General features: G+C 63.6%; 13 protein-coding genes. 8 read left to right on the forward strand and 5 right to left on the reverse strand.

Going from position 1 to position 13,139, the window contains the following annotated elements:
• The first annotated feature begins 5 nt into the window (after positions 1-5).
• The gene (locus tag B9N93_RS01120) at positions 6-791 is read left to right on the forward strand and encodes an oxygen-binding di-iron domain-containing protein (protein WP_085210113.1); all 786 of its coding nucleotides are present in this window, start codon (positions 6-8) and stop codon (positions 789-791) included.
• A 95-nt stretch (positions 792-886) separates the two neighbouring features.
• On the opposite strand, the gene gcvPA is transcribed toward B9N93_RS01120, so the two are convergent.
• The 3 genes from gcvPA to B9N93_RS01135 all read right to left on the reverse strand — a co-directional run bounded on the left by gcvPA (position 887) and on the right by B9N93_RS01135 (position 3,704).
• Complete coding sequence (gene gcvPA / locus B9N93_RS01125; protein WP_085210115.1) at positions 887-2,248, reverse strand: aminomethyl-transferring glycine dehydrogenase subunit GcvPA; 1,362 nt, start codon at positions 2,246-2,248, stop codon at positions 887-889.
• A gap of 33 nt (positions 2,249-2,281) precedes the next feature.
• A complete protein-coding gene (gcvH, locus tag B9N93_RS01130) occupies positions 2,282-2,668 on the reverse strand; it encodes a glycine cleavage system protein GcvH (RefSeq protein ID WP_085210117.1) in 387 nt (128 codons plus the stop codon).
• A 145-nt stretch (positions 2,669-2,813) separates the two neighbouring features.
• The gene (locus B9N93_RS01135) at positions 2,814-3,704 is read right to left on the reverse strand and encodes an SDR family oxidoreductase (protein WP_085210119.1); all 891 of its coding nucleotides are present in this window, start codon (positions 3,702-3,704) and stop codon (positions 2,814-2,816) included.
• 172 nt (positions 3,705-3,876) lie between these two features.
• On the opposite strand from B9N93_RS01135, the gene minC reads away from it, so the two are divergent.
• From minC to B9N93_RS01170, 7 genes are all read left to right on the forward strand, one after another.
• The gene (minC, locus tag B9N93_RS01140) at positions 3,877-4,605 is read left to right on the forward strand and encodes a septum site-determining protein MinC (protein WP_085210121.1); all 729 of its coding nucleotides are present in this window, start codon (positions 3,877-3,879) and stop codon (positions 4,603-4,605) included.
• Positions 4,606-4,637: 32 nt separating this feature from the next.
• Positions 4,638-5,450 (forward strand): septum site-determining protein MinD, encoded by an 813-nt coding sequence (minD, locus tag B9N93_RS01145; protein WP_085210123.1) that lies wholly within the window; start codon positions 4,638-4,640, stop codon positions 5,448-5,450.
• Between the two features lie 2 nt (positions 5,451-5,452).
• Positions 5,453-5,749, forward strand: coding sequence for a cell division topological specificity factor MinE (gene minE / locus B9N93_RS01150; protein ID WP_085210125.1), 297 nt, complete (start codon positions 5,453-5,455; stop codon positions 5,747-5,749).
• A gap of 157 nt (positions 5,750-5,906) precedes the next feature.
• Complete coding sequence (locus tag B9N93_RS01155) at positions 5,907-7,595, forward strand: ABC1 kinase family protein (protein WP_085210127.1); 1,689 nt, start codon at positions 5,907-5,909, stop codon at positions 7,593-7,595.
• 34 nt (positions 7,596-7,629) lie between these two features.
• Positions 7,630-8,472 (forward strand): PHP domain-containing protein, encoded by an 843-nt coding sequence (locus tag B9N93_RS01160; RefSeq protein ID WP_085210128.1) that lies wholly within the window; start codon positions 7,630-7,632, stop codon positions 8,470-8,472.
• 19 nt (positions 8,473-8,491) lie between these two features.
• Entirely contained in the window at positions 8,492-9,058 is a 567-nt protein-coding gene (locus tag B9N93_RS01165; protein ID WP_085210130.1) for a DNA-3-methyladenine glycosylase I, read from the forward strand.
• 139 nt (positions 9,059-9,197) lie between these two features.
• A complete protein-coding gene (locus B9N93_RS01170) occupies positions 9,198-10,022 on the forward strand; it encodes a transglycosylase SLT domain-containing protein (RefSeq protein ID WP_254899314.1) in 825 nt (274 codons plus the stop codon).
• Between the two features lie 57 nt (positions 10,023-10,079).
• Here the strand turns inward: B9N93_RS01170 and B9N93_RS01175 are convergent, their stop codons facing one another.
• Both B9N93_RS01175 and B9N93_RS01180 read right to left on the reverse strand, forming a co-directional pair.
• A complete protein-coding gene (locus B9N93_RS01175; RefSeq protein ID WP_085210134.1) occupies positions 10,080-11,144 on the reverse strand; it encodes a PstS family phosphate ABC transporter substrate-binding protein in 1,065 nt (354 codons plus the stop codon).
• A gap of 90 nt (positions 11,145-11,234) precedes the next feature.
• Positions 11,235-12,893 (reverse strand): OprO/OprP family phosphate-selective porin, encoded by a 1,659-nt coding sequence (locus tag B9N93_RS01180; RefSeq protein WP_176225081.1) that lies wholly within the window; start codon positions 12,891-12,893, stop codon positions 11,235-11,237.
• Positions 12,894-13,139 lie beyond the last annotated feature (246 nt).

Consider the following 13,139-nt stretch of genomic DNA (forward strand, 5'->3'; position numbering starts at 1 on the left):
TCGCCATGAACCGTATCGACTTATTGGATTATGCCCACAACAAACCGGCACCCGATATCCCGACCCGCTTGTTCCAGGATGGCCACCACGCCATATATTGGCTGGGGATCGAGCAGGATACGGCTTTCCGCTGCAATGTTTACTTGATCGAGGATGGCGGAGAGGGATATCTGGTCGATCCCGGTGGCAGGCCAGGGTTTTCCCAAATCAAACAGCGGGTCGAGCAAATCATGCCCACCGGGCGGATCAAGGGCATGGTGCTTTGCCATCAAGACCCGGATGTGGCCGCCTCGATGGTGGATTGGCTGGACCTGCACCCGGATATTAAGGTGTATAGCTCGACGCGTACCCACGCTCTTTTGCCGCATTACGGGAAGCTCAAATATCCAGCGGTCGATATCGTCGAGAAACCCGTGCTTGAATTTTCCTCGGGTGCCCGCCTGCGTTTTATCGAAGCGCCTTTCCTACATTTCCCCGGTGCTTTCACGAGCTATGATACCGCTTCGGGATTCCTGTTTTCGGGGGATATTTGGGCTGCGGTGGGTATGGATTGGACCCTGGTCAGCGACGATTTCAATACCTTGTCGTTCAAAATGGAAATGTTCCATACCGACTATATGGCGAGCAACAAGGCCAGCCGGGGATTCACGCGCAAACTACGGGAGGTCGATATCATGGCGATCTTGCCCCAGCATGGCTCGATTATTCCCCGCGCCTATGTGGCCGAGGCCATCGACTATTTGAACGATCTACCCTGCGGGTTGGATTTGCTGTATTTATCCGGGCAATGAGCGGATAAAAAGGAAGGGGTATCGGTGCGGTATAAGGTTTTTGAAGCTCGTACTCCAACTTTCCCTCGGCACCGTACACCCAAACCGAAAATGCCCTAGTCCGCCAGGACCGCCCGCAGCGCTTCCGCGTAGGCCGCGATATCGGCTTCGGTCCTGAGTTCCGTGGCGCAGGTCAAAATCGCCGCGCCCAACTCGGGATAAGCCCCCGATAGGTCCACCCCGCCCAGGATGCCCCGTTCCGCCAAACCTTCCAACACCGTGGTGGCGGGAAGCCGCGTCCGGTAGACCGCCTCATGGAAGCACGGCTCCGCGAACACCCGTTCCACGCCCGCGATGCCGGTCAGCGTTGCCAGCAAGGCGCGGGTTTGGTGATGGCAGGCCAGCGCGACCTGTTTCAAGCCTTCCGCTCCCAGCAGGGCCAGATAGATCGTCGCCGCCGTGACCATCAAGCCTTGGTTGGTGCAGATGTTGGAGGTGGCCCGTCCGCGCCGGATGTGCTGTTCGCGGGCTTGCAAAGTGAGGGTGAAGCCGGGTTGGCCGGCGAGGTCCACGGTGTGGCCCACGAGGCGTCCCGGCATCGAATGCACCAGCGCCTTGCGGCAGCACAGGAAACCGAAATATGGCCCGCCACCCGCTAGTGGAATCCCCAAAGGCTGGCCGCTGCCACAGGCGATATCGGCCCCCGCCGTGCCCCATTCTCCGGGCGGTTTGAGCAGGCCCAGGGCGGTGGGGTTGACCAGGGCGACGGCCAGGGCGTGGTGGGCTTTGGCCCAATCGGTCAGGGTGTCCACCGGCTCCAAACCGCCGAAGCCATTGGGCTGGGGGATGACCACGGCGGCGATATCGCCAGCCGCGTGGGCATCGAGGCCGGCCAGATCGGTACAGCCGGTGTTGGGATCGTAGGACAGTTCGATCAATTCCAGGGCTTGGGCCTGGACGATGCTCGCCAGCACGGCGCGATAAACCGGTGGCACGCTGCGTGGCACCAGTACCCGTCGCGCATGGGATTCACGGTTGGCCCGCACCGCCATCAGCACCGCTTCGGCCAGCCCGGAAGCCGCGTCGTACAGCGAAGCGTTGGCGACTTCCATTGCGGTCAGGCCCGCCATCATGCTCTGGTATTCGTAGAGGGTTTGCAGGGTGCCCTGGCTGGCTTCGGCTTGGTAGGGCGTGTAGGCGCTGTAGAACTCGCCCCGGCCCGCCACCGCCCACACCGCCGCCGGGATGTGGTGTTCGTAGGCACCGCCGCCCGCGAAGCACAGCAGTGGCCGGTTCATCCTGGCCCGTTCGCGCATGAGCCGGGCGATCTCCATTTCCTTGAGTCCGGGCGTGGGGTCCGCATCGGTGTCGGCCCGCAAGGCCGCCGGGATTTCATCGAACAAATCGTCGATGGCGCGGGCGTCCAAAGCCGCCAGCATCGCTTGGATATCCGCTTGGGTGTGGGGGATGAAGGGCATGGGTGAAAAGCTAGGGATGTGGCGAGGCCGGGCTTAGCCCGGTTCCACCGCTTCCTGGTAGGCCGCGGCGCTCAAGAGTTGGTCCAGTTCGGCGGTGGCGTCGGCCTGCACCACGAACAGCCAAGCGGCGTAGGCGTCTTCGTTGAGGGTTTCCGGGGTGTCGGCCAGCGCGGGGTTGGTGGCGACGATCTCGCCCGACACGGGGCTGAAAATATCGGAGGCCGCTTTCACCGATTCGACCACGGCCACGGCTTCGCCCGCCTTGACCTTGCGTCCCACCACGGGCAATTCGACGAACACCACATCGCCCAGTTCGCTTTGGGCAAAATCGGAGATGCCGACCCGCACCGTGTTGCCGTCTTCCAGCTTGGCCCATTCATGGGTATTGGCGTATTTCAAATCATCGGGAAAATGGCTCATCTTCGCACCTGCTGTGGGTTGGGTTCCGGGGTTTGGAGTGGCCAGCAAATTACGGGAAAAGCGGGGGCAGGTAAAGCGATGGCGTGTTGGCCGGTCTGTCGCCCGGAGGTGTCGGGTAGGGTCCGAATCCAGCCCGCCCCAGGCCTCATACTTCCGCCAAGCAGGCGGGGAGGCCGCTGGCCAAATCCGGGTAGCGTAACACCACGCTTAGTTCTTCCAGCATCCGCCGGTTGTCCAGGCGTTTCGATTCTTCCAGGAACGACAGCATGGCGGGCGAAAAAGTCCGCCGGGCTTCGGCGAGGCTCACCAGGGGCGGGCGGGGCAGGCCCAGTGCGTCGGCGACCCGCTGGAAATAATCGGTCATGGTGGTGGGATGGCCGTCGCTGAGATTGTAGGCCGCGCCGGGCCGCCCCTGGCGGGCGGCGGCGCGGCAGGCGGCGGCGAGGTCGTCGGCATGGATGCGGTTGCTATAGGGCGCTTCCGCGGGATGGACCACAGGGACACCCTGGCGGATGCGTTCCACCGGCAAGCGCCCCGGCCCGTAAATCCCCGGCACCCGCAAGATTATGCAGGGCACGCCCTGGCGTCCGCTCCAAGCCAGGAGGGCCGATTCCGCCGCCACCCGCCGCCGGGCGCGGTCGGTCCGGGGTTGGAGCGGGGCGGCCTCGTCGATCCAAGCGCCTTGGCAATCGCCATAGACGCCGCTGGTGCTGATATAGACCACGCGCTCCGGCGGGGCGGGAAGCGCCGCCAGCAAGGCCCGGAGCCTCGGGTCGTCGCCGCCGGTGGGCGGGGGCGGGGCAAAGTAATACAGGGTTGCCAGCGCGGCGGGCAGTTGGTTCAGGGTATCGGGATGGTCCAAATCACCCCAGACCGGGCCGATGCCCCGCGCCGCCAGCGTCCGGGCCGAATCGTCCGAGCGGGCCAGCGCCGCCACGCTATTCCCGGCGGCGAGTTCCAGCCGGGCCACGCGCTGGCCGATGTCGCCGCAGCCGACGATGAAGATGCAAGGACCGTGGGGTTCGGTGGCGGTCATGGCGGAAGTGGGAAGCAATAAAGGCGCAAAGCATATCGCCTGCGACCCGCCCCGGTCTAACCGCTGGTTTCCCCACCGGCAGGGACCGGGCCTACGGTTACGCGGCGGTAAGCGCGATGATAGAATGCGCCACCGACCCGAACCCACCCCACCGATCCCGCGTATCCCCAGGATGGCCGCGAAAAACTCCGATCCGCAACAACCCTCCGCCGCGCTGGACATCCGGGCGGGTGCCATCACCCTGCCCATCCTCAAGCTTTTCACCGCCGACCTGATCGCCGTCAACGTCCAGCTCGAAGAGAAGCTCCGGCGGGCCCCTGAATTTTTCCGCTACGCCCCGGTGGTCCTCGATCTGGCCGAACTCGATCCTGACCGCGAGAAAATCGATTTCCCGGCCTTGCTCAAGCTGTTGCGGAAACTCGACCTGATGCCGGCCGGTGTGCGCGGTGGCAACCCGGCCCAGCATTCCGCCGCCCAGGCCGCCCAACTGGCGGTGCTGGCCGATGGCAAGGAAACCGCTGCCCCAGCCGCGCCGCGCCCCGCCGCCAAAAGCCCGGAACCCCCGAAATCCCAGCCCGCCACCAAGCTGGTCGAGCAGCCGGTGCGCTCGGGCCAGCGCGTCTATGCCCAGGGCGGCGACCTGATCGTCCGCGCCCAGATCAGCGCCGGGGCCGAGATCATCGCCGATGGCAATATCCACATCTACGGCAGGCTCAAGGGCCGGGCGCTGGCCGGGGTACAGGGCAACCCGGAGGCGCGGATTTTCTGCGCCGACCTACAAGCCGAACTGGTGGGCATCGGCACACAATACAAAATCAGCGAAAACATCGACCCGGCGCTCTGGGGCAAACCGGCCCACATCCATTTGGTGGATAACGCCTTGGTCATCGATCCGCTATAAGCAAAAAATCTTTGGAATCTGGAGAGTTAGGCGTGGCAAGAATTATCGTTGTAACTTCGGGCAAGGGCGGGGTCGGCAAAACCACCACCAGCGCCGCGTTATCCATGGGCTTGGCGCTCAAGGGCCATCGCACCGCCGTGATCGACTTCGATATCGGGCTGAGGAACCTCGACCTCATCATGGGTTGCGAGCGGCGGGTGGTCTACGACTTCGTCAATGTCATCAACCAGGAAGCGAGCCTGAACCAAGCCCTGATCCGCGACAAGCGCTGCGAGAACCTCTATATCCTCCCGGCCTCGCAGACCCGCGACAAGGACGCGCTGACCCAGGACGGCGTCGAGCGGGTGCTGAACGAACTGTCGGAAACCTTCGAGTATGTGGTCTGCGATTCGCCGGCCGGGATCGAGCGCGGCGCCTATCTCTCGATGTATTTCGCCGACGACGCCATCGTCGTGACCAACCCGGAAGTCTCCTCGGTGCGCGACTCCGACCGGATGCTGGGCATCCTCGCCAGCAAGTCGCGCCGCGCCGAACTCGGCCAGGAACCGATCAAGGAATATCTCCTGCTCAGCCGCTATTCGCCGCAGCGGGTGAAGCTCGGCGAGATGCTCAGCGTCGAGGACGTGCAGGAAATCCTCTCGCTCCACCTCCTGGGCGTGATCCCGGAATCTAAGGCGGTGCTGAACGCTTCCAACTCCGGCACCCCGGTCATCCTCGACGAGAAGAGCGATGCCGGGCAGGCTTATTCGGATGTGGTGCGCCGTTATCTCGGCGAGCATGTTCCCCATCGTTTCGTCGAAGAGGAAAAGAAAGGCTTGTTTGGCCGCTTGTTCGGGGGGGGCTGACCATGGGCTTGTTGGATTATTTTCGGAGTTCCAAGCCCACCAGCGCGGCCATCGCCAAGGAGCGCTTGCAGATTCTGGTGGCCCATGAACGCTCGCAGCGCAATAGGCCGGATTATCTGGCCGATTTGCAGCGGGATTTGCTCGAGGTGATCCGTAAATATGTGAACGTGGACCAGGACGCCATCACCGTCACCATGGAACAGGACGATAGCCGCGAAATCCTCGAACTCAACATCATCCTGCCCGAGGAAGCCGAACAAAAGCGCACTCCGCCGCGCCCGCAAGGCAAACTCCCCTAAGCCCCGGCCCGCTCCCAGGGCCGCGGGCGGGGCGCGAGCCGATGGCCGCCCGGCCTGCCTTCCCCGGTCGGTTTGTCCCGGCCCACCTGCTTCAATCCCCCGGATCGCGTCACCGCCCAAGGCGGCGGGTTCCACCCAGCACGAGGACCACCCTAGGATGATCTTGGAAACCTTGAGCGCCATGCGCGACCTGGGCCGTTTGCACGACCTTGCCTCGATCCTGATCCGCTATGGCTTCGGCGACGTGGTGCGGCGGCTGGGGATGGAGCCGGTGTTGGAGCGGGCCGGGCGGGCCTTGCACTGGACCCGCTTCGAGGAACTCTTGCACCTCGACCCGCCGCAGCGGGTGCGCAAGGCGATGGAGGACATGGGACCGACCTTCATCAAATTCGGCCAAATCCTCTCGACGCGGGTGGATTTGTTCACACCGGAATGGATCGCCGAATTCGAGAAGCTGCACGACCGGGTGCCGCCCTTGCCGTTCGAGGCGTTGCGTCCACAGTTGGAGGAAGATTTGGGCGCGGCCCTGTCCCAGGTGTTCGCCCACATCGATCCCAGCCCGCTGGGCACGGCTTCCATCGCCCAGGTGCATCGGGCGGTGTTGCCGGACGGCCAGCAGGTCATCGTCAAAATCCGCCGCCCCGGCATCCGTCCCACCATCGAGGCCGATCTGCGCCTCTTGGAACGCTTGGTGGTCATCATCGAGCGCGAATTCGCCGACGCCCGCCGCTTCCATCCCCAGGAAATCCTGCGTCAGTTCAAGCTTTCGCTGCGCAACGAGCTGGATTTGCTGACCGAGGCCCGCAATACCGAACGCGCCGCCAATAATTTCGCGGGCGACGCCCAGATCGTCGTGCCTAAGGTGTTCTGGGAATATTGCGGCGAGCGCGTCAATGTCCAGGAATACATCGACGGCATTCCGGGCCGCAGCCTCCAAACCCAGCACATCGCCGGTTTGGACCGCAAGCTCGTGGCCCAGCGCGGGGCCGACGCGGTGCTGAAGATGGTGTTGATCGACGGTTTTTTCCATGCCGATCCGCATCCGGGGAATTTCATCTACCTGTCCGGCAACCGGCTGGCCTTCATCGATTTCGGCATGGTGGGTTCCCTGGCCGAAGTCCGCCGCGCCCAGGTGGTGGACCTGCTCAACGCCATCGTGGTGCGCGACGCCCCGGCCATGGTGGATGTGCTGCTGGACTGGACCGACGAGGGCAATCCCAGCACCGAGCGGCTGATTTCCGAGGTCGGCATGTTCATCGACAAATACCACGGCGTGGCGCTGCGGCAATTGCGGCTGGGCGATATCCTGGGCGATATGACTGCCCTGATGCGCGAACACCGGCTGACCCTGCCGCCGGACCTGACCATGCTGTTCAAGGCGCTGATTACCCTGGAAGGCATGGGCCGCCAGATCGACCCCGATTTCGATATCGTGAGCCAGGTCGCGCCGCGCCTGAGCCAGGCCATGTTGGAGCGCCACAAGCCGGAAGTCCTGATGCGCCACGCCCAGCGCAATCTCAGTAGTGTGCTGGCGCTGCTGGGCAGCTTGCCCACCGATATCCGCCGGGTCATGCGCTTGTTGCGGGCCGGGGCGGTGAAGGTGAATGTGGATATGCCGGAACTGGCGCATTTCGGCGGGTTGATGGACCGCGCCGCCAGCCGCTTGACCGTGGGCATGGTGACGGCGTCCTTGATTATCGGCTCGTCCATCGTGATGACCGTCAACGGCGGGCCGCTGCTGTTCGGTTTGCCCGCCCTGGGGGTGTTGGGATTTTCGGCGGCGGGGGTCGGGGGCGTGTGGTTGTTGGCTTCGATGTGGCGGACTTCGCATGGCGATGAGCGCTAGGTGCCGGCCGGAGGCGATGAACTTGGATCGAACCATGCCCCGCTACGATTTACACGCCCATTCCACCGCCTCCGACGGGGCTTACGCGCCCGCCGAATTGGTCCGCCAAGCCGCCCTGGCCGGGATCGAAGTGCTGGCCCTGACCGACCATGATTCCACGGCGGGCGTGGCCGAGGCCCAAAGCGCCGCCGCCGATTTGGCTATCCATATCGTGCCGGCGGTCGAGGTTTCGGTGACTTGGCAGCACAAGACCCTGCACATCGTCGGCCTCAATATCGACCCGGACCATGCGGCTTTGCAGGCGGGTTTGGCCCGGCTGCGGATCGTCCGCGATGAACGCGCCGTGGAAATCGGGTGGCGCTTGGCCAAACATGGCATTCCCGGCGTGTTCGAGGCGGTGTCGGCCCAGGCCGGGACGGGGATGGTGACCCGCACCCATTTCGCCCAATATCTGGCCGGGCAGGGCTTGGCCGGGGATGCGGGCGATGCCTTCAAGCGCTATCTGGGCCACGGCAAGCCGGGTTATGTCGCCACGCAATGGGCCGATCTGGCCGAGGCCATCGCTTGGATACGCGCGGCGGGCGGGGTGGCGGTGGTGGCCCATCCCCGGCGTTATCAGCTCACCGGAAGCTGGCTGCGGCGGCTGCTGGCGGAATTCAAGGCGATGGGCGGGGAGGGGATCGAGGTGGTTTCCGGCGTGGCCGCGCCCAACGATGTGCAGGCCAGCGCTGATCTGGCCCGGCGCTTCGGTTTGCTGGCCTCGGTGGGTTCCGATTTCCACAGCCCCGACCATCATTGGCTCAAACTGGGACGCTTGCCACCTTTGCCCGCCGGGCTGGTGCCGGTGTGGAGCCGCTGGCCCACGGTGGATTCATAAGCAGCACGAGACTTTTCCTATGCCAAGATGCCCCTGGGCCGAACGCACGCCGCTGGAACGGCAATACCACGATCTCGAATGGGGTTCGCCGCTGCACGACGATGGGCGGCTGTTCGAGTTCCTCATCCTGGAAGGGGCGCAAGCCGGCCTGTCCTGGGCCACGATCCTGCGCAAGCGCGAGGCTTACCGGGCCGCGTTCGACCAATTCGACGCCGAGCGCATGGCCCGCTACGACGCGGCCAAAACAGCCGCCTTGCTGGCCGATGCGGGCATCGTCCGCAACCGGCTCAAGATCGAAGCCGCCATCGGCAATGCCCGCGCCTATCTGGCCGTCCGCGAGCAATTCGGCAGCTTCGACGCCTACCTCTGGCGCTTCGTGGACGGGCGGCCGCGCCACAACGCTTTCCAGGACATGGCCGAGATACCGACCCGTTCCCCCGAATCCGACACCATGAGCAAAGACATGAAACAGCGCGGTTTCCGTTTTGTCGGCACCACGATTGGCTATGCCTTCATGCAGGCGGTCGGGATGGTCAACGACCACCTGGTGGATTGCTTCCGCTGGCGGGAGCTCGGCGGTGGTTGAAGTCCATCCCGTAGCCCGGATTCCGCTATCGCTGCATCCGGGCTATGGCCAAAGCTCGGGCATTGACCGGGCGCGTATCGGTTTATCCCCGAGTTTGCTAAATTCCCCCGCACCGAACACCTTGGCGAACGGGGGAAATGTGGCTTTATTCAGATATTTATTGCTGGGCGGGCTGGTCGCGGGCAATGCCGCGGCCCAGGATTTCATCCAGCAAGCGGCGGGCTTGCGGGCACAGGCGGCGCTCTACGAGCATGGCCGGGGCGTCCGGCAGGATTACGCCGCAGCCTACCAGCTCTATTGCAAGGCGGCGCTGTTGGGCGATTCCATGGCGGCGTACAACCTCGGGTGGATGTACTTCAACGGGCGCGGCCTGCCACGCCAGGCCGGATTGGCGGTGGGCTGGTTCAAACGCGCCGCCAAGGCCGGCGATGCCTACGCGGCGCGGATGGTGGCTCATTACGGCACGGTCCAGGCCGCCGAAGACCCGGCCTGCCAGCCCGAGCCGCCGCCCCCGGTGGTGACCGCCACCCTCAAGCGCAAGAATCCCCATCGTGGCGCGGTGGCGGATTGGGTCGAGCGCATCGCCCCGGTCTATTCCATCGATCCCGAGTTGGTGATGGCGGTGATCCAGGCCGAGTCCGGCTTCAATCCTTCGGCGCTCTCGCCCAAGAACGCCCAGGGCTTGATGCAGTTGATCCCGGCCACGGCGGAGCGCTTCGGCGTCAAGGATATTTGGGACCCGGAACAGAACATCCGCGGCGGCACGGCCTATCTGCATTGGCTGCTGCGGCATTTCTCGGGCAAGGTGGAATGGGCCTTGGCCGCCTACAACGCGGGCGAACGCACGGTGGAGCAATACCAGGGTGTGCCGCCCTACAAGGAAACCCAAAGCTATGTGAAGCGCATCCTGGCTTCCTATCAAAAAACCATCCATCCGATCCCGCCGCCCCTGGGTAAATCCTGAAACGCGAAAAACCCCGCCTAGGCGGGGTTTTTCATGCCGGACCGGAAGTGGCGCGGCTTATTTCATCGTCATCGGGGTCATTTTCTTGGCGGCGGTGGCGATATGCTTGCGCTCGGCCTCGGGCAGCGGGATCAAGCCCTTGTCGGCCAGATAGCCTTCCTCGCCGAACGCCTTCTCGCTGGTGAACTCGGTCACATAGGCCTCGATGCCGGGGATCACGCCGACATGGGCTTTCTTCACATAGAAGAACAGCGGGCGGGAAATGGCGTACTTGCCGGAGGCGATATGCTCGTAGCTGGGCGCGACGCCATCGACCGGGGCGGCCAGCAGCTTGTCGGAGTTCTGGTCCAGGAAGCTGTAGCCGAAGATGCCGACGGCGGTGGGGTTGGCTTCCAGTTTCTGCACGATCAGGTTGTCGTTCTCGCCGGCCTCGATGTAGGCACCGTCCTCGCGCACGGTCATGCAGACATTCTTGAACCAGGCGTCGTCGGTTTCCTTCTTGGCCTTGATCCAGGGAATCTGGGCGCAGCCGCCTTCCAGGGCCAGTTCGGCGAAGGCGTCGCGGGTGCCGGAGGTCGGGGGCGGACCCAGGACTTCGATCTTGACGTTCGGGAGCTTGGGGTTGATCTCGTTCCAGGTCTTGTAGGGATTCTCGACCAGGGCGTCGCCGTCCGGCTTGGCGGGGTCGGGCACGCGCTTGGCGAGGGCGAGGTAGAGTTCCTTGCGGGTCAGTTCCAGCTTGTCCTTGGATTTCTTGGACTGGGCGGCGACGATGCCGTCGAAACCGATCTTCACTTCCACGATGTCCTTGACGCCGGCCTTCTGGCAGGTCTCGAACTCGGTCTTCTTCATGGCGCGGGAGGCGTTGGCGATATCGGGATATTGCACGCCGACCCCGCCGCAGAACAGCTTGATGCCGCCGCCGGTGCCGGTGGCTTCGACCTTGGGGGTCTTGAACTTGCCGCCCTTGCCGAATTGTTCGGCGACCACGGTGGCGAAGGGGTAGACGGTCGAGGAGCCGACGATGCTGATGTAATCGCGGCCGGCCTCGGCGGCGTCCGCGCCTTGGGTCAGGGCCAAGCCGGCGGCGAGGGCGCTGGCGATCAGGAGCTTGTTGTTCATGCGAAACCTCGGTGGATTGAAGGGGGGCTGAGTTTATGGGGTGTCGTGGCGGAGGGGAAGCCCGGCGGGGATGCCGCCGGGTGGTTCCGGTTAGAAGTCGAGGCGGACCGCGGTTTCCCAGATATCCGGGCTCAGGCCGTTGAAGCAGCCGATGGTATCGTTCCCGGTCGCGCTGGTGGTGCATTTCCCGGCCGATCCGGTTTGGGTGCCGAAGATATGTACCCAGTTGGTCATGAAGCGGACTTTCGGGGTGAGGTACCAGTTCACGCCCAAGGTTCCAGCGTTGATGGAGCCGCCGTTGATGTGCTTGGTGTTCATGTCCATGGTGTCGTAGCGGGCCGCGATCTCCCATGCGCCCCAACCATCGCCGAACAGGAAGTTGCTGTGGGGGATGACCCGGTTCCAGGTGCCTTTCTTCTCGTCGTAGGGGCGGTTTTCACCGGTCAGGAACCAACCGCCTTGCACGTAGAAGCCTTGTAACAGGTCTTGGTTGGAATAGCCCTGGCCCGCGATCTGGGCTTGCATGTATTCGGCCTCCATATGCACCGGGCCATAGGAACCCGCGAGTTCGGCACCGAACATCGCGACTTCGTCGGCCCTGAAGGAACCCGGCGCGTCCTTGTTGCCCTTGGTCAGGTTGCCGGTGTTGATCCAGGCGGTGCGGTCTATGTCGGTGTCCGGCTGGGACAGGTATTGCCAGCCGCCGTTGCGGTAGGTGCCGTCGGCGTTGTAGTTGTTGTTGACGCTGCGCCAGGAACCCCACACGCCGGTATGCAGGACATAGCCGTCTTCCTTGCTATAGAGCGGGGCGAGGGTGCCGCGGCCTACGAGTTGGTAGCTGGTGTTGCCGCTGAAGCCGTTGCGGTTGGTGTTGCCCGCCGAGGTGTTGTTGGAACTGTTGCCGGGGGCCGGGGCGCCGACCGATTCCGTGGTGATGCCGCCGCGTACCGTCCAGGGCATGTTGAACGCCTTTTCGAAGGTCTCGGCCATGATACCGACTTGGTATTTGCTGTTGGGGCCGGATTCGATGAAGGCGTTGTTGGGCAGGGAGCGCTCGATGAAGGTGAGGTAGTTGTTGCTCATCACCGACTCCATGCTCTTGCCTTCGTTCATCTGGCCGATGGTGATGGTGAAGGGTTTGAAATGGAGGTATTTCAGGTAGGCGTCGGTGATGCCGTTGACACCGCCGCCGTTGCGGGCCCAGTCGTATTCGAAGCGGTATTCGTAGTCCTTCCACATGATACCTTCCGTGTACAGGCGCAGGCGGCGGAAACCCACGCCATTGTCCAGGTCGGTATTGGCATGGTCCGCTTGGCCGTTGTGGTTGTCGTTGAAATTGACCTGGGTGTCCACCTGGATGCGGCCACCGATCTTGGCTTTGAAGTTGCCGTCGTTGGACTCGATTTCCAGGCCTTTTTCGCCCAGTTTCACATGGGCGGCGTCCTTGTCCTCGGCCTTGGCCGGGGCCGCCGCCACCGGGGCGCTTTGTTTTTTACTGAGGCTGGAATATTGGTCCTTGGTGATGGCGCCGTTCTTCTGGAGGATTTCCAAGAGGTCGGCCCCGCCGAGGTTGCCGCCTTTCTGGCTCAGGGCGCGGTATTGGGTCTGGGTGATGGTGCCGTTCTTGAGCAGCACATCCAATAGCTCGGTATCCGCCGCCGCCGCCGTTCCCACCGAGAGGGCGGCGATCGCGGTCGCGACGAGCGGGCGACGCGAAGCGCGAGGCTTCGCCAGGATTTTCGATTTCATTATGTTTCCCCGATGTTTGTTATTCATGGCTATCGCAACCTTTGCCTGGGAAGCCGGGTTTGTTGGTCCAAACCAACAGGCGATTGCAAAAACGCGACGGACTATACGGATCGGGCTTTGCGGAAATGTTTCAGTTTGATGACCATTCGATGACAGCGGCGCGGTAAGCGACTGAATTCCCAATGGATTCAAAGCCGTCCGGTCTTGCCGGGCTTCAAGGAATCTTCATGCGGTGGTGATTCAATC

Source organism: Methylomagnum ishizawai (genome assembly GCF_900155475.1).
Lineage (GTDB): Bacteria > Pseudomonadota > Gammaproteobacteria > Methylococcales > Methylococcaceae > Methylomagnum > Methylomagnum ishizawai_A.